The organism is Enterobacter cloacae complex sp. SYL003 (genome assembly GCF_049236925.1).
GTDB lineage: Bacteria > Pseudomonadota > Gammaproteobacteria > Enterobacterales > Enterobacteriaceae > Enterobacter > Enterobacter intestinihominis.
In genome coordinates this window covers 121180-146420 of sequence record NZ_JBMKJK010000002.1, presented here as the reverse complement: position 1 = coordinate 146420, position 25241 = coordinate 121180, and the positions used below count along the sequence as shown (strand labels likewise).

The 25241-nt window shown below is 56.7% G+C and carries 21 protein-coding genes; 10 read left to right on the top strand and 11 right to left on the bottom strand.

Features of this window, described 5'->3' with window-relative positions; translation table 11 throughout:
• Positions 1-77 precede the first annotated feature (77 nt).
• Both tal and tkt read left to right on the top strand, forming a co-directional pair.
• Positions 78-1028 carry a transaldolase gene (gene tal / locus ACOT1A_RS03235; RefSeq protein ID WP_022648959.1) on the top strand — a complete coding sequence of 317 codons (951 nt, stop codon included), beginning with the start codon at positions 78-80 and terminating at the stop codon, positions 1026-1028.
• Between the two features lie 19 nt (positions 1029-1047).
• Positions 1048-3036: a transketolase gene (gene tkt, locus ACOT1A_RS03230; protein WP_022648960.1), complete on the top strand. Its 1989-nt coding sequence runs from the start codon at positions 1048-1050 to the stop codon at positions 3034-3036.
• An 81-nt stretch (positions 3037-3117) separates the two neighbouring features.
• On the opposite strand, the gene ACOT1A_RS03225 is transcribed toward tkt, so the two are convergent.
• The 3 genes from ACOT1A_RS03225 to aegA form a co-directional block, all read right to left on the bottom strand.
• Positions 3118-4161 carry a DUF1176 domain-containing protein gene (locus ACOT1A_RS03225; protein ID WP_058647010.1) on the bottom strand — a complete coding sequence of 348 codons (1044 nt, stop codon included), beginning with the start codon at positions 4159-4161 and terminating at the stop codon, positions 3118-3120.
• A gap of 109 nt (positions 4162-4270) precedes the next feature.
• On the bottom strand, positions 4271-4861 hold the full coding sequence (gene nudK / locus ACOT1A_RS03220) for a GDP-mannose pyrophosphatase NudK (protein ID WP_048965538.1): 591 nt from the start codon (positions 4859-4861) through the stop codon (positions 4271-4273).
• A gap of 67 nt (positions 4862-4928) precedes the next feature.
• Positions 4929-6905 carry a formate-dependent uric acid utilization protein AegA gene (gene aegA / locus ACOT1A_RS03215; protein ID WP_276169898.1) on the bottom strand — a complete coding sequence of 659 codons (1977 nt, stop codon included), beginning with the start codon at positions 6903-6905 and terminating at the stop codon, positions 4929-4931.
• 152 nt (positions 6906-7057) lie between these two features.
• Between aegA and narQ the strand changes: the two genes are divergently transcribed.
• Complete coding sequence (gene narQ / locus ACOT1A_RS03210; RefSeq protein WP_032623807.1) at positions 7058-8752, top strand: nitrate/nitrite two-component system sensor histidine kinase NarQ; 1695 nt, start codon at positions 7058-7060, stop codon at positions 8750-8752.
• A 141-nt stretch (positions 8753-8893) separates the two neighbouring features.
• Positions 8894-12007 (top strand): multidrug efflux RND transporter permease AcrD, encoded by a 3114-nt coding sequence (gene acrD, locus ACOT1A_RS03205; RefSeq protein WP_022648965.1) that lies wholly within the window; start codon positions 8894-8896, stop codon positions 12005-12007.
• A gap of 111 nt (positions 12008-12118) precedes the next feature.
• Here acrD and ypfM read toward each other — a convergent pair whose 3' ends face one another.
• Entirely contained in the window at positions 12119-12178 is a 60-nt protein-coding gene (gene ypfM / locus ACOT1A_RS03200) for a protein YpfM (protein ID WP_100181659.1), read from the bottom strand.
• Positions 12179-12565: 387 nt separating this feature from the next.
• Here ypfM and ACOT1A_RS03195 point away from each other — a divergent pair, with 387 nt between their 5' ends.
• The 3 genes from ACOT1A_RS03195 to ACOT1A_RS03185 are packed head-to-tail and all read left to right on the top strand — an operon-like array spanning position 12566 to position 14275.
• Positions 12566-12922, top strand: coding sequence for an ArsC family reductase (locus ACOT1A_RS03195; RefSeq protein WP_048965543.1), 357 nt, complete (start codon positions 12566-12568; stop codon positions 12920-12922).
• Positions 12923-12925: 3 nt separating this feature from the next.
• On the top strand, positions 12926-14053 hold the full coding sequence (gene dapE / locus ACOT1A_RS03190; RefSeq protein ID WP_017383496.1) for a succinyl-diaminopimelate desuccinylase: 1128 nt from the start codon (positions 12926-12928) through the stop codon (positions 14051-14053).
• Between the two features lie 24 nt (positions 14054-14077).
• The gene (locus tag ACOT1A_RS03185; protein WP_000383991.1) at positions 14078-14275 is read left to right on the top strand and encodes a YpfN family protein; all 198 of its coding nucleotides are present in this window, start codon (positions 14078-14080) and stop codon (positions 14273-14275) included.
• Positions 14276-14313: 38 nt separating this feature from the next.
• Here ACOT1A_RS03185 and ypfH read toward each other — a convergent pair whose 3' ends face one another.
• The 6 genes from ypfH to dapA form a co-directional block, all read right to left on the bottom strand.
• Positions 14314-15009: an esterase gene (gene ypfH, locus ACOT1A_RS03180; protein ID WP_046619012.1), complete on the bottom strand. Its 696-nt coding sequence runs from the start codon at positions 15007-15009 to the stop codon at positions 14314-14316.
• 73 nt (positions 15010-15082) lie between these two features.
• Positions 15083-17029 (bottom strand): tRNA(Met) cytidine acetyltransferase TmcA, encoded by a 1947-nt coding sequence (locus ACOT1A_RS03175; protein ID WP_276169900.1) that lies wholly within the window; start codon positions 17027-17029, stop codon positions 15083-15085.
• On the bottom strand, positions 17029-17898 hold the full coding sequence (locus ACOT1A_RS03170; RefSeq protein ID WP_022648970.1) for a neutral zinc metallopeptidase: 870 nt from the start codon (positions 17896-17898) through the stop codon (positions 17029-17031). Before ACOT1A_RS03170 ends, ACOT1A_RS03175 begins: the two co-directional genes overlap by 1 nt.
• A gap of 120 nt (positions 17899-18018) precedes the next feature.
• The gene (purC, locus tag ACOT1A_RS03165; protein ID WP_001171626.1) at positions 18019-18732 is read right to left on the bottom strand and encodes a phosphoribosylaminoimidazolesuccinocarboxamide synthase; all 714 of its coding nucleotides are present in this window, start codon (positions 18730-18732) and stop codon (positions 18019-18021) included.
• A 109-nt stretch (positions 18733-18841) separates the two neighbouring features.
• Positions 18842-19876, bottom strand: coding sequence for an outer membrane protein assembly factor BamC (gene bamC, locus ACOT1A_RS03160; RefSeq protein WP_022648971.1), 1035 nt, complete (start codon positions 19874-19876; stop codon positions 18842-18844).
• A 16-nt stretch (positions 19877-19892) separates the two neighbouring features.
• Positions 19893-20771 carry a 4-hydroxy-tetrahydrodipicolinate synthase gene (dapA, locus tag ACOT1A_RS03155; RefSeq protein ID WP_003860542.1) on the bottom strand — a complete coding sequence of 293 codons (879 nt, stop codon included), beginning with the start codon at positions 20769-20771 and terminating at the stop codon, positions 19893-19895.
• A gap of 145 nt (positions 20772-20916) precedes the next feature.
• Between dapA and ACOT1A_RS03150 the strand changes: the two genes are divergently transcribed.
• Together ACOT1A_RS03150 and bcp are read left to right on the top strand one after the other, a co-directional pair.
• The gene (locus ACOT1A_RS03150) at positions 20917-21486 is read left to right on the top strand and encodes a glycine cleavage system transcriptional repressor (protein WP_000213743.1); all 570 of its coding nucleotides are present in this window, start codon (positions 20917-20919) and stop codon (positions 21484-21486) included.
• Positions 21486-21956 (top strand): thioredoxin-dependent thiol peroxidase, encoded by a 471-nt coding sequence (gene bcp / locus ACOT1A_RS03145; protein ID WP_022648972.1) that lies wholly within the window; start codon positions 21486-21488, stop codon positions 21954-21956. The genes ACOT1A_RS03150 and bcp overlap by 1 nt, the downstream gene beginning before the upstream one ends.
• Positions 21957-22490: 534 nt before the next feature.
• Here bcp and ACOT1A_RS03140 read toward each other — a convergent pair.
• Complete coding sequence (locus ACOT1A_RS03140) at positions 22491-23555, bottom strand: AI-2E family transporter (protein ID WP_003860546.1); 1065 nt, start codon at positions 23553-23555, stop codon at positions 22491-22493.
• Between the two features lie 220 nt (positions 23556-23775).
• Between ACOT1A_RS03140 and bepA the strand changes: the two genes are divergently transcribed.
• Positions 23776-25239 (top strand): beta-barrel assembly-enhancing protease, encoded by a 1464-nt coding sequence (gene bepA / locus ACOT1A_RS03135; RefSeq protein ID WP_058676999.1) that lies wholly within the window; start codon positions 23776-23778, stop codon positions 25237-25239.
• Positions 25240-25241: the final 2 nt, after the last annotated feature.

Below are 25241 nucleotides of genomic sequence, written 5' to 3'. Positions count from 1 at the left end.
TTGTTAAGTCCATCATGATTTTCTCAGAAGTGTGAACTAACGCACTCGACTAACTCTTTTATTTCCAAGGAGTAATTATGAACCAGCTAGACGGCATCAAACAATTTACCACCGTGGTTGCAGACAGCGGCGACATCGAGTCGATTCGTCACTACCAGCCGGAAGACGCGACCACCAATCCCTCTCTGCTGCTCAAGGCGGCCGGTCTTGCGCACTTTAGTCATCTGATTGATGACGCCCTTGCCTACGGCAAACAGCGCGGGAAAACGCAGGAACAGCAGGTCGCCGAAGCCAGCGACAAGCTGGCGGTCAATATCGGTGCGGAAATTCTTAAAAGCATACCGGGGCGCGTCTCTACCGAAGTGGACGCCCGCCTCTCGTTCGACCAGGAAAAAAGCATTAACAAGGCCCGCCGCATAGTGGAACTCTACCAGGAGCAGGGGATCGATAAGTCACGCATTCTGATCAAGCTTGCGTCTACCTGGGAAGGCATCCGCGCGGCGGAAGTGCTGGAGAAAGAGGGGATCCACTGCAACCTGACGCTACTGTTCTCCTTCGCCCAGGCGCGTGCCTGCGCCGAAGCGGGCGTGTTCCTGATTTCACCGTTTGTCGGGCGTATCTACGACTGGTATCAGGCGAAACAGCCAATGGATCCGTACGTGGTGGAAGAAGATCCTGGCGTAAAATCGGTGCGTAATATCTACGATTATTACAAGCAGCATCGCTACGAGACCATCGTGATGGGAGCCAGCTTCCGCCGCACCGAGCAGATCCTGGCGCTCGCGGGCTGTGACCGTCTGACCATCTCTCCTGACCTGCTGAAAAAGCTTCAGGAGAGTGAAGAGACGGTGATCCGCAAGCTGGTACCGACCTCTACCGTTCTGCCCAAACCGAAACCCATGACCGAAGCGGAATTCCGCTGGGAGCACAATCAGGATCCAATGGCCGTGGAAAAACTGGCAGATGGCATCCGCCAGTTCGCCGTCGACCAGCGCAAACTCGAAGATCTTCTCGCCGCCAAACTTTAACCTTGCCACGGAGTGAACTATGTCCCGTAAAGAGCTCGCCAACGCCATTCGCGCCCTCAGCATGGATGCCGTACAAAAAGCCAATTCCGGCCACCCTGGCGCCCCCATGGGTATGGCTGATATTGCCGAAGTGCTGTGGAACGACTTCCTGAAGCACAACCCGACCGATCCGACCTGGTACGATCGCGACCGTTTTATTCTCTCCAACGGTCATGCCTCGATGCTGCTCTACAGCCTGCTGCACCTTTCCGGCTACGACCTGCCGCTTGAGGAGTTAAAAAACTTCCGCCAGCTGCACTCCAAAACGCCGGGCCACCCGGAGATCGGCTATACGCCGGGTGTTGAAACTACTACCGGCCCGCTGGGCCAGGGGCTGGCAAATGCCGTCGGCCTGGCGATTGCAGAGCGTACGCTGGCCGCGCAGTTCAACCAGCCCGACCACGAGATTGTCGATCACTACACCTATGTCTTTATGGGTGATGGCTGCCTGATGGAGGGGATCTCCCACGAGGTCTGCTCGCTGGCGGGCACCCTGGGGCTGGGCAAGCTGATTGGCTTCTACGATCACAACGGTATCTCCATTGACGGGGAAACCGAGGGCTGGTTTACCGACGACACGGCAAAACGCTTTGAAGCCTATCACTGGCACGTGGTTCACGAGATCGACGGTCACGATCCTGAGGCGGTGAAAAAAGCGATTCAGGAAGCGCAGAGCGTAAAGGACAAACCGTCCCTGATCGTCTGCCGCACCACCATCGGCTTCGGCTCGCCGAACAAAGCGGGTAAAGAAGAGGCGCACGGCGCGGCGCTGGGTGAAGAGGAAGTGGCGCTGACCCGCCAGAAACTGGGCTGGAAACACCCGGCCTTTGAGATCCCAAAAGAGATCTACAGGGCCTGGGATGCTCGCGAAACAGGTGAAAAAGCGCAGCAGGCCTGGAACGAGAAGTTTGCTGCCTACAAAAAAGCGTATCCGGAGCTGGCGGCCGAATTTAACCGCCGCATGAGCGGTGGCCTGCCGGAAGACTGGGAAGAGAAAACTCAGGCGCTGATTGAAAACCTGCAATCTAACCCGGCGAAAATTGCCACCCGTAAGGCGTCACAAAACACCCTGAACGCGATTGGCCCTGTCCTGCCCGAACTGCTGGGCGGCTCGGCGGATCTGGCGCCAAGTAACCTCACCATCTGGTCTGGCTCTAAATCCCTGAAGGAAGACATTGCCGGGAACTATATCCACTACGGCGTGCGCGAGTTCGGGATGACCGCCATTGCCAACGGTATCGCCCACCACGGCGGCTTCGTGCCGTACACCGCCACCTTCCTGATGTTTGTCGAATATGCCCGTAACGCGGCGCGTATGGCGGCCCTGATGAAGGCGCGGCAAATCATGGTGTATACCCACGACTCCATCGGACTGGGTGAAGATGGGCCGACGCACCAGGCGGTAGAGCAGCTGGCGAGCCTGCGCCTGACGCCAAACTTCAGTACCTGGCGTCCGTGCGATCAGGTTGAAGCGGCTGTGGGCTGGAAGCTGGCCGTAGAGCGCCATAACGGACCCACAGCGCTGATCCTGTCGCGCCAGAACCTGGCGCAGATCGAGCGCACGCCGGAGCAGGTGAAAAATATCGCCCGCGGCGGGTACATCCTGAAAGACAGCGGCGGTAAGCCGGACGTGATCCTGATTGCCACCGGTTCAGAGGTGGAAATCACGGTAAAAGCGGCCGAGAAACTGACCGCCGAGGGTCACGCGGTGCGCGTGGTTTCCCTGCCTTCAACGGATATCTTTGATGCCCAGGATGAGGCGTACCGCGAATCGGTGTTGCCTTCAAACGTCGCGGCGCGCGTGGCGGTTGAAGCTGGCATTGCCGACTACTGGTACAAATATGTGGGGCTGAAAGGGGCGATTGTCGGCATGAAGGGTTACGGTGAATCCGCCCCGGCCGATAAGCTGTTCCCGTACTTCGGCTTTACCGTTGAGAACGTGGTGGAGAAGGCGCTGAGCGTGCTGTAGTGCAGTCTTCGTGCCCGGTGGCGGCTACGCCTTACCGGGCCTACAAATCGCTAAAACGTAGGCCGGGTAAGCGACAGCGCCCTACCTTGTGATCCACAGCGTGGGCCAGGCATCTGGCCCATTCCAGTTATCGCAGCTTGGCTCTTCCGCGTAGCGCACCAGGCGGAAGCGCTGGCCGTTAAAACGCCAGCGGGTCTGGATCCCACAGTCGCCAATCCCGCGTCCCAGTGCCAGCGTGGTCAGCTCGCGCGTTTTTTCATCGAAGCTGGCATTCATCAGCTCCATGTCGCTACTCTGGCTGGAAGGGGTAAACGGCAGGCGCAATCTCACGCTTCTGGCAGCAAACGGTTTTTTACGCGACACCAGCCACGCCAGATCGACGGTGTTGTACGCCCCCGCCTCACAGCTGATGATCATCAGCGCTTTGTCATCGGTCAACGCGGTCACGCGCACTTCACGCCGGTTCGGATCGAGGGAGCACTGGCTGTGGTTCATGCGCCAGGTACCGTAATCCAGCAGATCGTTGAGTTCGTTATGCGTCAGCGGCGTTGGCGTGGGGTTCACCACTGCCACCTTTTTTAATGCCGGCGCAGGCGGCACGCTCAGCGGTGGACTATCTCCTTTTTTAATCCATGCCGTTTCACTTCCGACGCGTTTTTGCTGGGCATCAATAAACAGCAGCGCCGCTTTCAGACCGGCCAGAGAGATTGTCTGCTTCCCCCCGCGCAGGGTCAGCGCCTGCCCCTCCTGAATGGTTTTCAGAAACGTGGTGATGGTGCCCGTATCGTCTGTTTTAAGATGCCAGGGGGTTAACTGCCAGTGTTGCGACGTGAGCTGAAGCGGCACATTGTCGAGCAGCAGGCGCGGGGCAATGTCAGGCTCTTTCACCGAAGGCGTCGAAAGACCGCCGAGATCGATGCGCAGGCTGGCGTCCGTTTTTGCCCCCGCACTGCGGCTCAGCGTCATGACCAGACCGCGATGCTCGCCGGTGTTGCGCGCTACGCAGAAATTCTGGTTATTGCAGGTCACCTGCCAGTCTGAAAAAGACTGCTGCGCAGGCGCAGCCCACACCAAAGGCGCGGGAAGCACGCAAATGAAGAAGAGAAGAAAAACGCAGTAGCGCATGAACGGCACAGCCCCGGAAACGAATAGGTCAATCTGGGGCGTATCTTCGTGCCCTGGGCGGGCTGGCTCAATCGGATTTATCGGATAGATTTATCTGAAATACAACTTATCACGCTACCGCCGCAGCATTCATCAAACCGCTGGTTTGCAGATACTGCAACAGGATCACCGCTTTACCGTCGCGGATCTCGCCGCTTTTCACCATGTCGACAGCCTGAGCGAAAGGCATTTCCAGCACTTCAATGTCTTCATCGTCCACGCCACCGCCCCGGTGCGTGCGCTGGGCATCGGTGTACTCCGCAATGAAGAAGTGAACCAGCTCGGTAACCCCGCCAGGGGACATAAACAGCTCAAAGACTTTCTGCACCGCCCCCACCTCAAAGCCCGTCTCTTCAATGGCTTCTTTGCGGATACACACTTCCGGCTCATCGTCGTCCAGCAGACCTGCACAGGTTTCAATCAGACGTCCGTCCGCGTTGCCATTGACCCATGTCGCGATGCGAAACTGGCGGATCAGCACCACGCTTTGCTTTTCACGGTTATACAGCAGAATGGTTGCACCATTGCCCCGGTCGTAGACTTCGCGTTTATGGCGAATGACGTCCCCGCTCTTACGGGTGAGATCGTAAGTGATGTTACGCAGGACAAAGTAATTTTCAGAAAGGATTTTGTCTTTAATAACGGTAATGTTCAGGGACATACGGGCTCCACGGCAAAATGAGTCTGTTTATACTACGCCGTGATGCCCGCTTTGTCGCCCGTCTGCGTTAATGCATGTTGCGCGGCGGCACGCCAAGCCAGTCCATGATCCCCTGCGCGGCATGGCGCCCTTCCGCCATCGCGGTGACCACCAGATCCGCACCACGTACCGCATCACCGCCAGCAAAAATCTGCGGATTCGAGGTCTGGTAGCGGTAACGGCTCTCCACGGAAGCCCTGATGCGCCCCCAGTCGTCGGTTTCAACGCCCTGCGCCTGAAGCCACGGCATGGCGTGCGGATTAAACCCAAACGCCATGATCACCGCATCCGCTGGCATGACAAACTCACTGCCCGCCACCGGGACAGGACGACGCCGCCCCTGCGCATCCGGCTCGCCCAGACGGGTGCGCAGCATCCGGATACCCTTGACCTTCCCGTCGTCATCCAGCGTGAGCTCAACCGGCTGGACATTAAATTCAAACGCCGCGCCCTCTTCTTTCGCGTTTTTAACCTCTTTCTTTGAGCCCGGCATGTTGGCCTCGTCCCGCCGATAGGCGCAGGTTACTTTCGCCGCGCCATGTCGCAGCGCGGTGCGCACGCAGTCCATCGCCGTATCGCCCCCGCCCAGCACCACCACGTTTAACCCCTGCGTGTCGATAAACGGCTCGTCTGCGGCAGGGTCAAGACCCATCACGTTCCGCGTATTTGCCACTAAAAACGGCAGCGCGTCGTACACGCCCGGCGCGTCTTCATGAGGGATACCTGCTTTCATGGAACGATAGGTCCCTACGCCGATGAACAGGGCATCGTAGTCGTTTTGCAGTTGGACCATCGACACGTCTTTTCCCACCTCGCAGTTCAGCTCGAAGCGGATACCCATCGCGCTGAATATCTCTCTGCGCCGCGCTAACAGGGATTTATCCAGCTTGAAGGCCGGAATACCAAAGGTCAGCAATCCGCCGATTTCTGGATGGCGATCGTAGACCGTCACACCGATGCCGCTGCGCACCAGTACGTCGGCACAGGCCAGCCCTGCCGGACCGGCACCAATGATGGCGACGCGCTTACCGACCGGTGTAACGTGGCTGACGTCCGGCGTCCAGCCCATCGCCAGCGCCCGATCCGAGATATATCGTTCGATATTACCGATGGTTACCGCCCCTGACGCATCCCGCAGGGTGCAGGCGCCTTCACATAATCGATCCTGTGGACAGACGCGGCCGGTAATTTCCGGTAAACAGTTAGTCTGGTGAGAAAGCTCAGCCGCACCGATGATATCCCCCGCCCTGATCCGCTCAATCCACTGCGGAATATGGTTATGCAGCGGGCAGGTCCACTCGCAAATGCTGTGGTCGCCACATTTCAGGCACCGGGATGCTTCGCGCTGCGCCTGTTCCGGGCGAAACGGCAAGTAGATCTCGTTAAAATGGCCGGCGCGCGCGTCGGGGCTGAGCTTATCCGGCTCACCGCGCGCCGGGGTGTTTTGCATCTGTTGCCGTTTGGTTTGCGGAGGGGCTGATTGAACCGCCTCGCTGTGCCACGGCAGCGCGTCCAGCCTTGCGCTGCGCTGTCGGCGCTGTTTAACCAGCTTATCCAGCACGGCTGGGGTGGCGAGCGTAAGCACCTCCGCCGGGCAGTTTTCAACGCAGGCCGGGCCTTGCGGCCTTTCCAGGCAGAGGTCGCATTTGTGCGCCGAGGCCTTTACGCTGTCGTTTTCAAGCGGGGTGATCAGCATGTCCATCGTGCCAAACGGGCAGGCCACCACGCAGGCTTTACAGCCAATGCATTTTTGTTGATTGACCTGTACGCTGTCGCTGTGTTGCGTGATGGCTCCGTTCGGGCAGCTTTGCGCGCAGGGCGCATTTTCACAGTGGTGGCAGGTCACTGGGCTTTTTCGCAAGCCAGAGGTAAGGACCGTAATGCGGGGATGAAAATGGCGCTCGCTCAGCGCGTGCTGCTCCCCGTTGTGCGCCATCACACAGGCAACTTCGCAGGCGCGACAACCGATACACTGTTGAGCGTTGGCCATAATAAAACGATTCATAACAACACCTGTTTTTGGTTCAATAACCTTATTCTTTATATTGTTATCGTATTTACCCACAGTGGCATGGCGACGCAATGTTCAAATGCCCAGGAAGGCGAACTATTTCCAGTGAACCTGTGGCAGATCAATTTAATTCAGGAAGCTGATGAGTGACCGTTAAACGCCCCGTATCGGGAAGCCTGGCTCGGGCTTTCTTTTCGATGATTGTCTTGTCCGTTCTGATCAGCGCCATTGCGCTGGTTACACTCGCCAGCAGCCAGCGCGACGCCGAGGCGATTAACATCGCCGGATCGCTGCGCATGCAGAGCTACCGCCTGGGCTACGAAATGCAGCGCGCCAGCCCGTCACTGGCAGAGCACCGCGCGGTCTGGCAGAAAACGCTGAGCGCGCCTGCGTTGCAGAAGCTAAACCGCTGGTATGTGCCAGAGGACGTCAAACAGCGTTACCAGCAGTTGCAGCTTGGCTGGCAGGAGATGGACACGCGTATCGCCAGCGGCGATACCGGGTGGTATCAGAGCCACATAGAGGATTTCGTGGGCCGGATAGATGCCTTTGTGCTGGCGCTACAGCACTACACCGAACATAAGATACAGCTGGTGATTTTCATGTCGCTGACGGGCGGCCTGGGCATCCTGCTGCTGGCGGTGATGACCCTGCGGCGCATCCGCCGTCAGGTTGTGCTGCCGCTGAATAATCTGGTGGCAGCGAGCGAGCGTATCGAACAGGGGCAGTTCGATACCCCCGCGCCGGATATTATGCTTCCCAACGAGCTGGGCCAGCTTTCCCGCGCCTTCAACCATATGTCGGCGGAATTACACACCCTGTACCGTTCCCTGGAGCACTCCGTTGCCGAAAAAACCCGCCACCTGAATGAAGCGCATCAGCAGCTTGAAATGCTGTTCAAATGCTCACAGGCGTTGAATACCGGGCAGATAGACAGCCACTGCTTCCGGCATATTTTGCAAATTGTGCATGACTATACGCAGATGAATTACCTGCAATTGCGCACCAGTGACGACTGGCAGCTTTACGAAGGACAGGAGTCCCCGGGCGAGAAAATGCACAATTTACCGGTATTAATGCAGGACACCCTGTACGGCGAACTGCGCTGGCAAAGCGCGACCGGGGATGTTCCGCTGCCGCTCATGGAAAGCGTGGCGACGATGCTGGGCCGGGGACTCTATTTCAATCAGGCGCAGAAACATTATCAGCAGTTGCTGCTGATGGAAGAGCGCGCCACCATCGCGCGTGAGCTACATGATTCTTTGGCGCAGGTGCTCTCCTATTTGCGTATTCAGCTTACGCTGCTGAAGCATGCCGTGCCGGGCGACAATGCCCCGGCGCAGACCATCATTACGGACTTCTCCCGCGAGCTGAATAACGCCTGGCATCAGCTACGCGAGCTGCTCACCACCTTCCGCCTGACGCTCAACCACGCCAATCTTCCTGCCGCGCTACAGGAGTCTCTCGACGGTTTGCAAAGCCAGACCAGCGCGAAGCTGGTGCTTGACTGCCGTCTCTCATCGCTTGCGCTGGACGCGCAAAAACAGGTGCACCTCTTACAGATTGTGCGTGAGGCAGTGCTGAATGCGATTAAACATGCCGACGCCAGCGAGATTGTGGTCAGCTGCGTCACCACCGCGGACGGTACTCACACGGTCACGATCCGCGACAACGGTATTGGTATCGGCGACGCCAGTGAACCGCCGGGGCATTACGGGCTGAATATCATGCGCGAACGCGCGGGACGGCTCGGCGGAACATTACACTTTTCTCAGCCGCCACAGGGCGGTACACAGGTCAGCGTGACGTTCCGGACACCTGCGGCGCAGGCTGAAAAATAGCGGGAAAGAAGGCGCGCTGAAAAAAGCGCATGATAATTTACATTATCTCCTTTATTTCTCCACGTTTGACCTGGGCCTTACCGCTAAAGTTAGGCGGGCAATAAACAATAATGACGTGCAGCAAAACGAGGTCACATTTTAATGGCGAATTTTTTCATCGATCGCCCCATTTTTGCCTGGGTGCTAGCAATCCTGTTGTGTCTGACGGGTGTCCTGGCGATTACTTCCCTTCCTGTTGAGCAATACCCCGACCTCGCCCCCCCTAACGTGCGTATCACGGCGAACTACCCTGGCGCCTCGGCACAGACGCTGGAAAATACCGTCACGCAGGTTATCGAGCAGAACATGACGGGTCTTGATAACCTGATGTACATGTCCTCGCAGAGCAGCGCCACGGGCCAGGCGACGGTAACCCTGAGCTTTACGGCGGGCACGGATCCGGACGAAGCGGTGCAGCAGGTGCAAAACCAGCTGCAATCGGCCCTGCGTAAACTGCCTCAGGCGGTGCAGAACCAGGGGGTGACCGTGCGTAAGACCGGTGACACCAATATTTTGACCATCGCGTTTGTTTCAACCGATGGCTCGATGGATAAGCAGGACATCGCGGACTACGTCGCCAGTAATATTCAGGACCCGCTCAGCCGTATCAACGGCGTGGGTGATATCGACGCCTACGGCTCGCAGTATTCCATGCGTATCTGGCTGGATCCCAACAAGCTGAACAGCGTGCAGATGACCGCCAAAGATGTCACCGACGCTATCGAATCGCAGAACGCTCAGATTGCCGTGGGGCAGCTCGGTGGTACGCCGTCCGTGGATAACCAGGCGCTTAACGCCACCATCAACTCCCAGTCGCTGCTCCAGACGCCTGAACAGTTCCGCAATATCACTCTGCGCGTGAATCAGGACGGTTCGGAAGTGCGTCTGGGGGATGTCGCCACCGTGGAAATGGGGGCGGAAAAATATGACTACCTGAGCCGCTTTAACGGCAATGCTGCGTCCGGCCTGGGGGTGAAACTGGCCTCCGGCGCTAACGAAATGGCGACCGCGCAGCGGGTGTTAGAGCGTCTGGATGAGCTGTCGCATTACTTCCCGCACGGACTGGAGTACAAAGTCGCCTACGAAACCACCTCATTCGTAAAAGCCTCCATCGAAGATGTGGTGAAAACCCTGCTCGAAGCTATCGCGCTGGTGTTCCTCGTGATGTACCTGTTCCTGCAAAACTTCCGCGCCACGCTGATCCCCACCATTGCGGTGCCGGTGGTGTTGCTGGGAACCTTTGCGGTGCTGTATGCCTTCGGTTACAGCATCAACACCCTGACCATGTTTGCCATGGTGCTGGCCATCGGCCTGCTGGTGGATGATGCCATCGTGGTGGTGGAAAACGTCGAGCGCATCATGAGCGAGGAAGGGCTTTCGCCCCGCGAGGCCACGCGTAAATCGATGGGGCAAATTCAGGGTGCGCTGGTCGGTATCGCCATGGTGCTGTCGGCGGTATTTATCCCGATGGCGTTTTTTGGCGGCACTACGGGCGCGATTTATCGCCAGTTCTCGATCACCATCGTCTCTGCGATGGTGCTCTCCGTACTGGTGGCGATGATCCTTACCCCTGCTCTGTGCTCGACGCTGCTCAAACCGCTGCATAAGGGCGAACACCACGGTCAAAAAGGCTTCTTCGGCTGGTTTAACCGCATGTTTAACCGAAATGCGGCGCGCTATGAAGCGGGCGTGGGTAAAGTACTGCACCGCAGCGTGCGCTGGATGGTGGTTTATGTCCTGCTGCTCGGCGGCATGGTCTTCCTGTTCCTGCGGCTGCCAACCTCGTTCCTGCCGCTGGAAGATCGCGGCATGTTTATCACCTCCGTACAGTTACCCAGCGGCTCGACCCAGCAGCAGACCCTGAAAGTGGTGCAGAAGGTTGAGAACTACTTCCATACTCAGGAGAAAGATAACGTGGTCTCCGTCTTCTCCACCGTCGGCTCTGGCCCTGGCGGTAACGGGCAGAACGTGGCGCGTATGTTTGTGCGCCTGAAAGACTGGGACCAGCGCGACAGCGATAGCGGCTCCTCCTTTGCCATCATTGAACGTGCAACTAAAGCGTTCAACAAAATCAAGGAAGCGCGCGTTTTCGCCAGCAGCCCGCCCGCTATCAGTGGCCTGGGCAGCTCAGCCGGATTTGATATGGAGCTTCAGGATCACGCGGGTGCCGGGCATGACGCGTTGATGGCAGCTCGCGATAAACTGCTCGAGCTGGCCGGGAAAGATCCGCAGCTTACCCGCGTTCGTCATAACGGTCTGGATGACAGCCCTCAGCTACAGGTGGATATCGACCAGCGTAAAGCGCAGGCGCTGGGCGTCTCCATCGACGACATTAACGACACCCTGCAAACGGCATGGGGCTCAAGCTACGTGAATGACTTTATGGATCGCGGTCGCGTGAAAAAGGTCTACGTTCAGTCTGCTGCCAAATACCGCATGCTGCCGGACGATATCAACCGCTGGTATGTGCGCAATAACACCGGCGGCATGGTGCCGTTCTCGGCGTTTGCGACGTCACGCTGGGAGACCGGTTCGCCGCGTCTGGAGCGTTACAACGGCTATTCGGCGCTGGAGATTGTCGGTGAAGCCGCGCCTGGCGTCAGTACCGGTACTGCAATGGACATTATGGAAAAACTGGTTCAGCAGTTACCGACCGGCTTTGGCCTGGAGTGGACGGCGATGTCCTACCAGGAACGGCTTTCCGGCGCGCAGGCGCCTGCCCTGTATGCCCTGTCGCTGCTGGTGGTGTTCCTCTGCCTGGCGGCGCTGTATGAAAGCTGGTCAGTGCCGTTCTCGGTAATGCTGGTGGTGCCTCTCGGGGTCATCGGCGCGCTGCTGGCAACCTGGATGCGTGGCCTGGAAAACGATGTCTATTTCCAGGTCGGACTCCTCACCGTAATCGGATTGTCGGCGAAAAACGCCATTCTGATCGTCGAATTTGCCAATGAGATGAATGCCAAAGGTCACGAACTGATGGCCGCCACGCTGCACGCCTGTCGTCAGCGCCTGCGCCCGATCCTGATGACTTCTCTGGCGTTTGTGTTTGGCGTCCTGCCGATGGCCACCAGCTCCGGCGCAGGCTCCAGCAGCCAGCACGCGGTGGGAACGGGCGTTATGGGGGGAATGATTTCCGCGACGATTCTGGCTATCTATTTCGTACCGCTGTTCTTTGTGCTGATACGCCGTCGTTTCCCGCTGAAGGATAAGCCGGAATAACCCGTTGAAATAAAAAAAAGGCGGCTTTACAGGCCGCCTTTTTATTGTGTGATTCTTTCACACTATGGTTATTTTAGTTAATTAAGTGCTCTTGCATTTCTTACCGGAAATTCATTTACGAAGCATGCCTTCGATAAAATCTTTCCAGTTCCCCAGTTCATGTTCAATCATAACAACCTCTCTTATTATTATGTGCATTCTACGAAAACGTATCATCATTGTGAAGCCACTTTAACCGATTGCTGTGATTGAGCCTCGCTGTGCAGGTAGGTTTAGGATCACTATGAGCGTTGCCGGGTAAATTTTATGTGACCTACAGCAATATTTTGAAATAGTCAGAAAAATGACAGCATTTTTAATTTCCCCCTGAGTTTATTGGCAATTTATACAGAGTGGACAACTATGCTTAAAAGATGGAACACTATTCAGCGTACAGCTGTTCGTTGAATTATGGAGAATTGTAAATCACGAAAAATTCCGAATATGTTATATTCCACTTAAGGATATATCTTCGAAAATATTGAACATTTAATCCACACAAGAACAAAAGGATTCACTATGGTTGTGATGTACGGCATTAAGAATTGCGATACGATTAAAAAAGCCCGCCGCTGGCTGGAAGCACACAACATCGACTATCGCTTCCATGATTACCGTACCGACGGGCTTGACCCCGCGTTTCTCCATTCCGCCATCAACGAACTGGGCTGGGAAGCGCTGCTGAACACCCGCGGGACCACCTGGCGAAAACTGGATGAATCTCTCCGGGCCACGATCAACAACGCCGACAGCGCAGCCAAACTGATGCTTGAAATGCCGGCAATCATCAAACGCCCATTGCTCTGCAAGCCAGGTCAGCCTATGCTGCTGGGTTTCAGTGAAACCCTTTATTCAGATTTATTCGTTGAGGTGTAGTCTATGTCATGCCCGGTCATTGAGCTGACTCAGCAGCTTATTCGCCGTCCTTCCCTTAGCCCGGACGACGCAGGTTGTCAGGCATTAATGATTGAGCGCCTGCGTGCCATCGGTTTTACCGTCGAGCACATGGATTTTGGCGATACGCAGAACTTCTGGGCATGGCGCGGTCAGGGGGAGACGCTGGCGTTTGCCGGACATACCGACGTAGTTCCCGCAGGCGACGCAGACCGCTGGATCAACCCGCCTTTTGAGCCAACCATCCGCGACGGCATGCTTTTCGGACGAGGCGCTGCGGATATGAAAGGTTCCCTGGCTGCGATGGTCGTGGCGGCAGAGCGTTTCGTCGCCCAGCATCCGAACCATAAAAACCGTCTTGCGTTTTTGATTACCTCCGATGAAGAAGCCAGCGCCCACAACGGCACCGTGAAGGTCGTTGAGGCGCTGATGGCGCGCAATGAACGTCTGGACTACTGTCTGGTGGGCGAACCGTCCAGTACCGAAGTGGTGGGCGATGTGGTGAAAAATGGCCGCCGTGGATCCCTGACCTGCAATTTGACCATTCATGGCGTGCAGGGCCACGTTGCCTATCCGCACCTGGCGGATAACCCGGTACACCGCGCCGCGCCGATGCTGAACGAACTGGTGGGCATTGAATGGGATAAAGGCAACGAATTTTTCCCGCCAACCAGCATGCAAATAGCCAACATCAAGGCCGGCACCGGCAGCAACAACGTCATTCCCGGCGATCTCTTCGTCCAGTTTAACTTCCGCTTCAGCACCGAACTGACCGACGAGATGATAAAAGCGCGCGTGATTGCGCTGCTAGAGAAATACCAGCTGCGCTATACCCTCGACTGGTGGCTGTCTGGCCAGCCGTTCCTGACGCAGCGCGGTAAACTGGTGGATGCGGTAGTGAACGCCATTGCGCACTATAATGAAATTAAGCCACAGCTGCTGACAACGGGCGGCACATCTGACGGACGCTTTATTGCCCGCATGGGCGCACAGGTTGTCGAACTGGGTCCGGTTAACGCGACGATTCACAAAATCAATGAATGCGTGAACGCTGCCGATTTACAACTGCTGGCCCGCATGTATCAACGTATTATGGAGCAGCTCGTCGCCTGACGGGTGCTTAAAGAGGATTAGCGAATGGACTGGCTTTCAAAGTACTGGTGGATTCTGGTGTTGGTATTTCTGGTAGGCGTGCTGCTTAACGTGATTAAAGATCTCAAGCGCGTTGACCACAAAAAGTTCCTTGCCAACAAACCGGATCTTCCGCCGCACCGTGATTTTAACGACAAGTGGGACGATGAAGACGACTGGCCGAAGAAGGACCAGAAGAAGTAATCGCTTTGTTTACCCTCTCCCTAGGGAGAGGGGAAACCTCACATAAACTCGACGATATCATCGTCATTCGGCTTACCGCCGCTGAGCGCTTCATCAAAGTAGTGCTTAGGTACGGTATAACGCAGATGATTGAGCGCGAACTGCATGCTGCGATCGTCAATGGCATGCCCCAGATCGTCCACGATATCCAGCGTCACATCCCCGCCCTCGCGCATCAGCGTCTCCTGGGCTGCAACCGCATGCGAAAGCTCAATTACCCGGTCTTCACCCCCATGAATGAGATGGATCGTGGTCTGCGTGGTCGCGCTTTGCGGTAACGTCGCAAAACGCCCGTTGAAGGCAATCACGCGGGACACCAGTCCGGGCTGCGCTTTTACGCTTTCCAGCGACATGATTGAGCCCTGAGAGAAGCCAATCAGCGCTGTTGCATTGGCACCTACGCCGCTCTGCTGCTGCCAGTAACGCACGGTATTGATAAAAGCTGGCATAACGGTATCAATACGCGCCTGACGATTTTCCTCCGTCACGCCCTCGACGGAAAACCACTGCCGCCCGTCCGGACCGCAGGGCTCCACGCCGCCGATACTGACGATCAGCGCGTGTGGGAAAACGGGTGCAAACCAGCTGCCAATCTGTCCCATATTGACGGCATTGTCGCCCACGCCATGAAACAGAAGCAGTAGCTGTTTAGCAGGTGTATCCGGGCTTTGCACAACAAAATGGTCATGTTTCATGGCGATCTCCTTAATTGTTAAGCAGGATTTTACGCCTCTGCGGGGTAATGACCATGCCACTTTACTGAAGAAGTCATTGAAAAAATTGCCATTGCAAAATGTCGGCTTTCAGCCGCTGGCTACGAGAGTAATCAAGCCTTTCAAGCGCGTGAGCGGTTTCCTCGCGTAGCTTCGCCAGCAACGCTTTGCGCCCGAAATCGTGCGTATTCCCTTCCATTTTCCCACGCAGCGCCGGGAGCGGCATTTCCACGGCAAACAACAATCGCGTTAGCGCCGCAACCGAGGTTGAAAACGCCCGGTGCGCAAAGGCAAACCCCGCCAGCTCCAGCCAGTCGTCACTATTAAGGGTAGCTTCCCATGCATCCATCACCGGGATCTTTTCGCCATTCCAGGCCGACAGGACGCGCATATCACGACATAAACGCTGATGCGCCTCTTCGCAGAGCTGATGCCCCGCCTCGCTCAGCGGCAGCAACGCCATCGCCGTATAGCACCCGCTGCTGGCCTCCCGGTGGCTGCCCATTCGCACCAGCACAAACCCGCACTGCCGCCAGAAACGCCACAGCTCGTCGGTATAGCCAAAGCTGACCGAGAGATAATCTTCTCCGCTGGCACTGCGGATCAGCCCCTGGCCGATGCCTTCCCGCTGGCGATGAGGATGAACCGCAATACGGCTGACGCGTCGGCCTTTCAGCGTCGCCGCGAGAGGCGAACCGCCGTGCGCCGCCAGCGATTGTGCCACCAGATTTCCACGCGGCCGACGAAACCCCGCCCATACTGCGCGGCTAAGTTCAGGGGGTAATCCCCCCTCCTCCACCAGCCAGAGCGCGCCAGCGATCTCCGCGCCCGCATGAGCAACAGCAAAGTGCTGGCCGGGGGCGTCCATCATCCGGCGTAAATCGAGGGGGGACGTCCGGTAGTGCGCGGCACACAGCAGTTCATACACGCCTGCCCCGCGCGCCGGATCACTCTCCCACACCCCGGGCTCCAGCGACGTTAAACTTACCTCCCCTGCCGGTTTGCGATCGATAAGCGCATCGTCGAACAGCAGCGCGTTCGCCACGATTCGCTCAAGAGGACATCCGGCAGCCCAGCGTACAGGAGTTGATAAGGTATATCGCCGCAGACCGCTGAACCGGGCGCAGAACTTCAGCAGGAATCCCCTGCCCGTGCCTTCATAACCCTGCACCGTAGTGGTCAACAACACGCGGGGAAAGCGCATCGTCAGTTTCTCGAGCAGCGGGCCGGGGATGGCGGCCGCCTCATCGACAATCAGCCAGTCAGCTTCTGTTGTGGAGGCCAGCAGCGCATCCGGGGCCATAAAGTGAAAATGTTCCCCGGCGAAACGCGCGATGACATCCGTCGCCCCTTTTGCCGGTGCGGTCACTACAGCACTACCCTGAATGCCGTTGAGCAACATGCCCGCCAGGGCGGACTTTCCTCGTCCGCGCGGGGCCGTCACGGCAGCCACGCCAGCAGGCATGGTCAGAAGCGCGTCGAGGATCGCAGCCTGCTCGCGCTGCGGTTCACCGCTGGCGGGCTGCCAGGCGGGTAAATCTGGCGCAACGGGAAGGCACAGAGGACGATGTTGATGCCAGACGATAGCATCTGAATCGGCGGCCAGCGTCCGGCAAAAATGGTAAACAAAGTGCGGGGTGGCGATCGGCTCGGCGCTGTCGCTCCAGCGTAGAGAATCCGCGTCGGGCCTGTTAGCCCAGACGGAGAACGGCGGCACCAGCAGCACCAGAAGGCTTCCGGCGCGCAGGGTCCCGCTGAGGGCGGCGAAGGCCGAGACGTCAAACCCGCGACGCGCGTCAAAAACGGCGTGCAGATATTCACGTCCCAGCAGGCCGCTGATGGCCTTAGAGGGGTTTTCCTCCAGCCACAGCCAGTCTCCTGGTAACGTATCGCGCAGGATGGTCGCCTGGCTCAACGTCCACGCTTCATCGCCGCTAAGCACCACCAGCCGGCGGTGCCCGGTACGCTGAAGCTGGTTAACCAGCTGTTCAACCCCCAACATCACATAGCTTTGCCGAAGGTATTACACTGCGATGGGTTGCCGCTGTCAAAGCCACGCTTAAACCAGCTGTAGCGCTGCTCTGAGGTGCCATGGGTAAAGCTGTCCGGCACAACGCGCCCCTGGCTTTGCTGCTGCAAGCGATCGTCACCAATCGCCTGTGCGGCATTCAGGGCCTCTTCCAGATCGCCTGTTTCCAGCACGCCCTGCTGCTGCATGCTGTGTCCCCAGACGCCAGCGAAGCAGTCGGCCTGAAGCTCCATGCGTACGGAGAGATGATTCACCTCCGCCTGAGACGCATTCTGCTGCATCTGACGCACTTTAGGTTCAATGCCGAGGAGCTTCTGCACATGGTGGCCGACTTCATGCGCGATCACGTAGCCCTGGGCAAAATCGCCGTCGGCGCCCAGCTTGCTTTTCATGTCGTCATAGAAGGAGAGATCGATATAGACGGTGCTGTCCGCCGGGCAGTAGAACGGCCCCATAACGGACTGCCCGGTGCCGCAGCCCGTGCGGGTTGCTCCCCGGTACATCACCAGTTTTGGCGGCTGATAAGTCCGCCCCATTTTCTCGAACTGCTGACCCCAGGTATCTTCGGTCGTCGCGAGAATAACGGAAGTAAATTTCGCCGCTTCATCTTCATTCGGGCTGATGGAGCGCTGAGAATACTGCTGCTGTTGCCCGGTTTCACCGGTCATCAAACCGGTCAGGTCGACACCGTAGTAGCCCGCTACCAGCACGACGACCAGCAGAATAATACCGCCCTTGCCGCTGGGTAACCGGAAACCTGGCCCGCCCATAGACGGACCACCGCCACCACTGCTGCGTCTGTCTTCTACGTTGTCACTTTCACGACGCCCTTGCCAGCGCATAAACACCTCGAACTATTCCATTTATAATAGCTATGATCGTAGGCGGTTAATGAAAGGATTACCATAGTAAACAAGGATAAGACGCCAAAGGATGCCAACATCCTTTGGCAAATGCGCAGTTTAGTCGAGCTTAACGCCTAAACGGTGAGCAACCGCTTCGTACGCTTCGACCACGCCACCCAGACTCTGGCGGAAACGGTCTTTGTCCATTTTATCCAGCGTCTCTTTGTCCCACAGGCGGCTGCCGTCAGGAGAGAACTCGTCGCCCAGCACCACTTCGCCTTTGTACAGACCGAACTCCAGCTTGAAGTCGACCAGGATCAGGCCCGCGTCATCAAACAGCTTTTTCAGCACGTCGTTGGCTTTGTAGGTCAGTTCCTGCATGCGCGCCAGGTTCTCTTTGCTGACCCAGCCGAAGGTTTCGCAGTAGGATTCGTTGACCATCGGGTCATGCATGGCGTCGTTTTTCAGGAACAGATCGAACAGCGGTGGATTCAGTTCGATACCCTCTTCAATGCCCAGACGCTTCACCAGGGAGCCTGCGGCACGGTTACGGATCACGCACTCAACCGGCACCATATCCAGTTTTTTTACCAGACATTCCGTATCGGACAACAACGCTTCCATCTGAGTCGGGATACCGGCTTCGGCCAGTTTGGTCATAATGAAGTGGTTGAACTTGTTGTTCACCATGCCCTTACGATCGAACTGCTCAATGCGTGCGCCGTCTCCTGCTGACGTATCATTGCGGAATTCGAGCACCAACAGATCCGGGTTTTCCGTGCTGTATACGGTTTTCGCTTTGCCACGATACAACTCAGCTTGCTTCTGCATCTTCATTACTCCTGGTGTGATGATTTGTATTCAAAACTGGCTATATTATGCCACGCACACGTTTGCGTGGCACGAAAATAAAAAGGGCTGGATCAACCAGCCCTCACTATTATTTGCTGAATGCGGCCTGGAAGGCAGCGACCAGCGCATCGTTCTGCGCCTGGGTCAGCGTGTGTCCTTTCGGATCGATAAACTGCAGGCTGCTGCGGTTATCGAGGTCGCCGACCTGGATTTTGTAGTCACCGGAAGGCAACTGTGGATCGCTTGCCCCCAGCTCCTGCCAGGCACTTTCAGACAGCGGCTTATAGGTCGCTGTGATGCTGCCCGTTGAACGGGTGCTGTCGGTCACCTTCATGCCCACTTTTTCCAGCGTGGCTGGCAGACGCTGCCAGGTCTGGTTAAACGGCGCACGCACCACCAGCATTGGCAGGCCGGTATCGTCTGCACCGCTCTGCACGTCAAACGTTGAGCCGTTACGGTTCTGCGCGGCGTTTGCGGCATCAGCAGCGTTCTTATCCAGACCCGCTGCAATCACGTTCAGCATTTCGGTACTGTAGCGCTGCATGGCGGACGGATCGGCAACCGGTTTACCTGCCTGCTCAAGATTCAACAGCTTAACGGTAACCGCCTGCTGATAACCCTGCGGCTTAACGGAGACTTGATAACGACCACGATACTGCTGGTCTTCATCGAGACGGTTCCACTCAATCCAGTCGGTGGTTAAGGTCTGGCTGGCGTCGTCGCGTTTATCAATCGTATAGTTTTTCGACTGAATGACGCTCACAACCTGCGGCCACAGCGTGGTACCGCGTGCGCTTTCCACCAGCAGAGAAGCTGTATCACCGGTGAACTGCGTGCGTGCGCCACTCACCAGCGCCAGAGGCTGAGCTGGCGGACGAATATCGAGCGCTTTACCCACCAGGCCGCTGCCGTTGGTAACCGGAATATTATAATCACCGTTCTGGATCGGCAGGATCATGCCGGCAGGCGCGTGAAGTTCAGCAAGCGGCGGCGCATCCAGATAGGATTCATCACCGCTCACCTGGCGCTTGTAGCGCGAGTCTGAACTACAGGCAGCGAGGAGCATAACAAGCGAAACACCCGCAACCTTGGCCAGGCGCGACTTCTGTACTGAATAAGCCATCAAATCTCCCTAAACTTTACAGCAAACCGGCATGCTTCAGCGCGCCAGCGACAATTTCACGACCATGGTCGGTAATCGGTGTCATTGGCAGACGCAGCGTGTCGGTTGCTACAAGCCCCAACTCCTTACATGCCCATTTCACTGGGATCGGATTGGGTTCGACAAATAATTTATTATGCAACGGCATCAGACGCTGATTAATCACGCGAGCTTCATCAAAGTGACCGGCTGCGGCCAGTTTGCACATGTCAGCCATATCACGCGCCGCCACGTTCGCCGTCACGGAAATCACGCCGTTACCACCGAGCTGCATAAAGTCCAGTGCGGTCGCATCATCACCGCTCAACAGGATAAAGTCGTCTGAAACCAGCTCTTTGATCTGATGAACGCGGCTTAAGTTCCCTGTCGCCTCTTTAATCCCGATAATATTTTTTACTTTCGAGAGACGGCCAACGGTTTCCGGCAGCATATCGCAACCGGTACGGGACGGCACATTATACAGAATTTGTGGCAAGTCAGTATGTTCAGCGATGGCTTTGAAATGCTGGAACAAACCTTCCTGAGTTGGGCGGTTGTAGTAAGGGGTCACCGTCAGACAGCCAACAATGCCGCTGTCGTTAAAACGCTGAGTCAGGCTAATGGCCTCTGCCGTTGCGTTTGCGCCCGTACCCGCGATGACCGGAATACGCCCGTCCGCCAGTTCCAGGGTCAGCATCACAACGTCGCCGTGCTCTTCGTGGCTCAGCGTGGCGGATTCACCGGTAGTCCCTACCGAAACGATCGCCGAGGTTCCATTGGCGACATGGTAATCAATGAGCTTCTTCATGCTTGACCGGCAGACATTACCTTTTTCATCCATCGGTGTAACAAGCGCGACAATACTTCCCGTGAACATGAGCCATCCTCTGTGCGAACAAGAGCCTCAATGTTACGTTTGGAACTGTAATAAAAGCAAGCGACCTGAGGCTCTCAGGCGGTTGTATGCATGTTTTTTTTATGCTTTCCTTAGGAAGACTTAACCACGCAAAGGAAGAACAGGTTTGACAACCTCATCACAACATTACCTGGTTATCACTGCGCTGGGTGCTGACAGGCCGGGTATCGTGAATACCATCACTCGCCACGTGAGCAGCTGCGGCTGCAATATCGAAGACAGCCGGCTGGCTATGCTTGGCGAAGAGTTCACGTTCATCATGCTGCTTTCCGGAACATGGAATGCCATTACCCTCATCGAATCTACCCTGCCGCTGAAAGGCGCAGAGCTGGATTTACTGATTGTGATGAAGCGCACCACCGCGCGCCCGCGTCCGGCTCTGCCTGCCACAGTCTGGGTACAGGTTGAAGTGCCTGATTCACCTCATCTGATTGAACGTTTTACGGCACTGTTTGACAGCCATCAGATGAACATTGCCGAACTGGTTTCCCGCACGCAGCCTGGCGATGAAAACGCCATCCCGACGCTGTTTATTCAAATTACCGCCCACAGCCCTGCCTCGCAGGATGCGTCAAATATCGAGCAAGCGTTCAAAGCCCTCTGTACAGAATTACACGCGCAAGGCAGTATAAGCGTCGTCGATTATTCGCAGCACGAACAGGATGGAGTTGAGTAATGAACCCACTGAAAGCCGGTGATATCGCACCGAAATTTAGCTTACCGGATCAAGACGGCGAGCAAGTAAATTTGACCGACTTCCAGGGACAGCGTGTTCTGGTCTATTTCTACCCGAAAGCCATGACCCCGGGCTGTACCGTACAGGCCTGCGGTTTACGCGACAACATGGATGAGTTGAAAAAGGTCGGTGTGGAAGTGCTGGGCATCAGCACCGATAAACCAGAGAAGCTGTCACGTTTTGCGGAAAAAGAGCTGCTGAACTTCACGCTGCTTTCCGATGAAGACCACCAGGTTTGCGAGCAGTTTGGCGTCTGGGGTGAGAAGTCCTTTATGGGCAAAACGTACGACGGTATTCACCGCATCAGCTTCCTGATTGACGCTGACGGTAAAGTTGAGCACGTGTTTGATGATTTCAAAACCAGCAACCACCACGACGTGGTGTTGAACTGGCTGAAACAAAGCGCCTGATAAACAGCAAAACGGCAACCCAGGTTGCCGTTTTTAGTGTTTGCCCCCTCTCCCCGTGGGCTGAGGGTTCCCCACAAATTAATGCGAGCACTGAGCAATCCCCTCGTCCCTCCGGGGAGAGGGTTAGGGTGAGGGGAACATACGGCGGTGGTGGTCATTCCGTTCACTTTATGTTCCTTGCTACTCTGTAACGATATGACCGGTGAACGTGCCAGGGTGGCTCAGTCGCCACCACCCTGGCGACCCGGGCTCCCGGCGGTAAATCGCCGCTTCGCGGTGCCCTCGGCTTATTCCTTCCGGCTTATCGGGTACGGGCGGAGGCAACGTCCCTGTAAAGCCGCCCTCTCGGCGCATCCCTGCGCCTCGCCCCGGCCGGAAGGCAAACGCCTCAGCGATTTACAGCCGGACCAGAGCATCGCTGACAGCCCTCAGTCATTTAGAAAGCAACTTTATTGCTTCTGCATAAAAAAATTACTGGGGATCCCTCAGCCCCGTGGGAGAGGGTTGGGGTGAGGGCATCAGCCCGCACTAAATCTACTTCTCTTCCACCGCCGGCACATCCGGCCACGCGTGGACCACGGCTTTAATCAGCGTCGCCAGCGGAATGGCGAAGAACACGCCCCAGAATCCCCACAGCCCGCCGAAAATCACCACTGACAGGATAATCACCAGCGGATGCAGGTTAACTGCTTCTGAGAACAGCACCGGTACCAGCAGGTTCCCGTCCAGTCCCTGAATAATCAGGTATACGGCGAAACAGCTCCAGAACTCCGTACCCAGACCAAACTGGAACAGCGCCACACCGACTACCGGAATGGTCACCACAAACGCGCCGATATACGGGATCAGAACCGAGAATCCGACCAACACCGCCAGCAGCAGCGAGTAGTTCAGCCCGAAAATCACGAAGCCAATCCAGGTCGCCACGCCCACCACAATCATCTCCAGCACTTTACCGCGAATGTAGTTGGTGATCTGCTGGTTCATCTCCTGCCAGACCTGACCGGCGAGACCGCGATTGCGCGGCAGCACGCGGCGCACCGCGTTCAGCATCTGCTCTTTATCTTTGACCAGGAAAAACACCATTAACGGCACGAGAACAAGGTAAACCGCCAGCGTCAGCAACCCCACCAGCGAGGCCAGAGAGTATTTCACCACCGAGTCACCCATGGTCATGATGCGGGCGCGCATGTTTTCGGCCATCGCATCGATGATCCCGGCGTCCATCAGCGCAGGATAGCGGCGCGGCAGCGTGGCGGCAAAATCAGACAGTTTATTCAGCATGCCGGGCATGTCGCGGATCAGGTAGATCCCCTGTTGCCAGGCGATGGGCATCACCACGAAGGACATCAGCAGCAGAATGCCGACAAACAGCACCAGGACAATGCTGGTCGCCCAGCGTCGGGAACAGCCGATATGTTCCAGACGCGCGGTGGGCCACTCCAGCAGATACGCCAGCACAATCGCCACCAGAAGCGGTGCCAACAGGCCACTAAAGAAGAACAGGATACCGAATCCGGCAACCAGAATGACCAGCAAAGCAATGGCTTCCGGATCGCTAAACCGACGCCGATACCACTGCATTAACATTTCGAGCATACAACCCTTCCCTGAATCGAATGGCGGGAGTGAGACGGTGAATTGTATCTAACTGTCACAAAAAAGACTTTCCTTTTTGTTTCACTGTCAGGTTTCGCAAAACCCTGATGAATGGGATTTTCTTCATCTCTTAACACGGCTACACTCGCAGAGCAGCGGAGATGAACGTTATGCGGGTTCATCGGTCAAATTAGCACATCCAACATACAGGACAGTGGTTATGTTCAGGCAGTTGAGAAAAACACTGGTTGCGACACTGATTGCCGCCGTGACGGTGGGTCAGGTGTTGCCCGCTTTCGCTGACTCGTCCGATTCATTGCCGGACATGGGCACCACGGCAGGAAGCACGCTCTCCATCGGGCAGGAGATGCAGATGGGTGATTATTACGTACGCCAGCTGCGCGGCAGTGCTCCGCTGATTAACGACCCTTTGCTGGTGCAGTACATCAACGGTCTGGGGATGCGACTGGTGGCGCACGCAGACTCGGTAAAAACGCCCTTCCACTTCTATTTAATCAATAACGACGAAATCAACGCCTTCGCCTTCTTTGGCGGGAACGTGGTGCTGCATTCGGCGTTGTTCCGTTATTCCGATAACGAAAGCCAGCTGGCGTCCGTCATGGCGCACGAAATTTCGCACGTCACCCAGCGCCATCTGGCGCGTGCGATGGAAGATCAGAAGCGTAACGCCCCTCTGACCTGGGTGGGCGCGCTGGGCTCTATTCTGCTGGCGATGGCCAGCCCGCAGGCCGGGATGGCGGCGCTTACCGGGACGCTGGCGGGAACGCGTCAGGGGATGATCAGCTTTACCCAGCAGAACGAGCAGGAAGCAGACCGCATCGGCATTCAGGTTTTACAGCGTTCCGGCTTTGACCCGCAGGCCATGCCGAGCTTCCTGGAAAAACTGCTCGACCAGGCACGCTACTCGTCGCGCCCGCCTGAAATTCTGTTGACCCACCCGTTGCCGGAAAGCCGTCTCTCGGATGCGCGTAACCGTGCTAACCAGATGCGTCCGGTCGTCGTGCAGTCCTCGCAGGATTTCTACATGGCCAAAGTGAGAACGCTTGGCATGTACAACTCCGGACGTAATCAGCTCACCAGCGATCTGCTGGACGCGCTGGCGAAAGGCAACGTGCGCGAGAAGAACGCCTCGCAGTATGGTCAGGCACTCCAGGCGATGGAAGCAAGCAAGTACGATGAAGCGCGTAAAGCGCTACAGCCGCTGCTGGCGTCGGCGCCTGACAATCCGTGGTATCTTGACCTCGCAACCGATATCGATTTAGGACAGAAAAAAGCGACCGATGCGATCAACCGTCTGAAAGGGGCGAAAGACATTCGCAACAATCCGGTATTGCAGCTAAACCTGGCGAACGCCTACTTACAGGGCGGCCAGCCCGGCGAGGCGGTGACCATTCTGAACCGCTATACCTTTAACAATAAAGATGACCAGAACGGCTGGGAGCTGCTCGCCCAGGCCCAGGGGCAACTGGGTAATCGCGATCAGGAGCTGGCCGCGCGTGCGGAAGGTCTGGCGCTGGCGGGGCGCCTCGATCAGGCCATATCCCTGCTAAGCAGCGCCAGCTCACAGGTGAAGCTCGGCAGCCTGCAACAGGCCCGCTACGATGCGCGAATCGACCAGCTGCGTGGCCTGCAACAACGCTTTAAGCCGTACGAGAAGATGTAATA

Excerpts from the sequence above, each read along its gene's own strand:
- tal (WP_022648959.1), top strand. The coding sequence starts at position 78 with ATGAACCAGCTAGACGGCATCAAACAATTTACCACCGTGGTTGCAGAC.
- tkt (WP_022648960.1), top strand. The coding sequence starts at position 1,048 with ATGTCCCGTAAAGAGCTCGCCAACGCCATTCGCGCCCTCAGCATGGAT.
- ACOT1A_RS03225 (WP_058647010.1), bottom strand. The coding sequence starts at position 4,161 with ATGCGCTACTGCGTTTTTCTTCTCTTCTTCATTTGCGTGCTTCCCGCG.
- nudK (WP_048965538.1), bottom strand. The coding sequence starts at position 4,861 with ATGTCCCTGAACATTACCGTTATTAAAGACAAAATCCTTTCTGAAAAT.
- aegA (WP_276169898.1), bottom strand. The coding sequence starts at position 6,905 with ATGAATCGTTTTATTATGGCCAACGCTCAACAGTGTATCGGTTGTCGC.
- acrD (WP_022648965.1), top strand. The coding sequence starts at position 8,894 with ATGGCGAATTTTTTCATCGATCGCCCCATTTTTGCCTGGGTGCTAGCA.
- ACOT1A_RS03195 (WP_048965543.1), top strand. The coding sequence starts at position 12,566 with ATGGTTGTGATGTACGGCATTAAGAATTGCGATACGATTAAAAAAGCC.
- dapE (WP_017383496.1), top strand. The coding sequence starts at position 12,926 with ATGTCATGCCCGGTCATTGAGCTGACTCAGCAGCTTATTCGCCGTCCT.
- ACOT1A_RS03185 (WP_000383991.1), top strand. The coding sequence starts at position 14,078 with ATGGACTGGCTTTCAAAGTACTGGTGGATTCTGGTGTTGGTATTTCTG.
- ypfH (WP_046619012.1), bottom strand. The coding sequence starts at position 15,009 with ATGAAACATGACCATTTTGTTGTGCAAAGCCCGGATACACCTGCTAAA.
- ACOT1A_RS03175 (WP_276169900.1), bottom strand. The coding sequence starts at position 17,029 with ATGTTGGGGGTTGAACAGCTGGTTAACCAGCTTCAGCGTACCGGGCAC.
- ACOT1A_RS03170 (WP_022648970.1), bottom strand. The coding sequence starts at position 17,898 with ATGCGCTGGCAAGGGCGTCGTGAAAGTGACAACGTAGAAGACAGACGC.
- purC (WP_001171626.1), bottom strand. The coding sequence starts at position 18,732 with ATGCAGAAGCAAGCTGAGTTGTATCGTGGCAAAGCGAAAACCGTATAC.
- bamC (WP_022648971.1), bottom strand. The coding sequence starts at position 19,876 with ATGGCTTATTCAGTACAGAAGTCGCGCCTGGCCAAGGTTGCGGGTGTT.
- dapA (WP_003860542.1), bottom strand. The coding sequence starts at position 20,771 with ATGTTCACGGGAAGTATTGTCGCGCTTGTTACACCGATGGATGAAAAA.
- bcp (WP_022648972.1), top strand. The coding sequence starts at position 21,486 with ATGAACCCACTGAAAGCCGGTGATATCGCACCGAAATTTAGCTTACCG.
- ACOT1A_RS03140 (WP_003860546.1), bottom strand. The coding sequence starts at position 23,555 with ATGCTCGAAATGTTAATGCAGTGGTATCGGCGTCGGTTTAGCGATCCG.
- bepA (WP_058676999.1), top strand. The coding sequence starts at position 23,776 with ATGTTCAGGCAGTTGAGAAAAACACTGGTTGCGACACTGATTGCCGCC.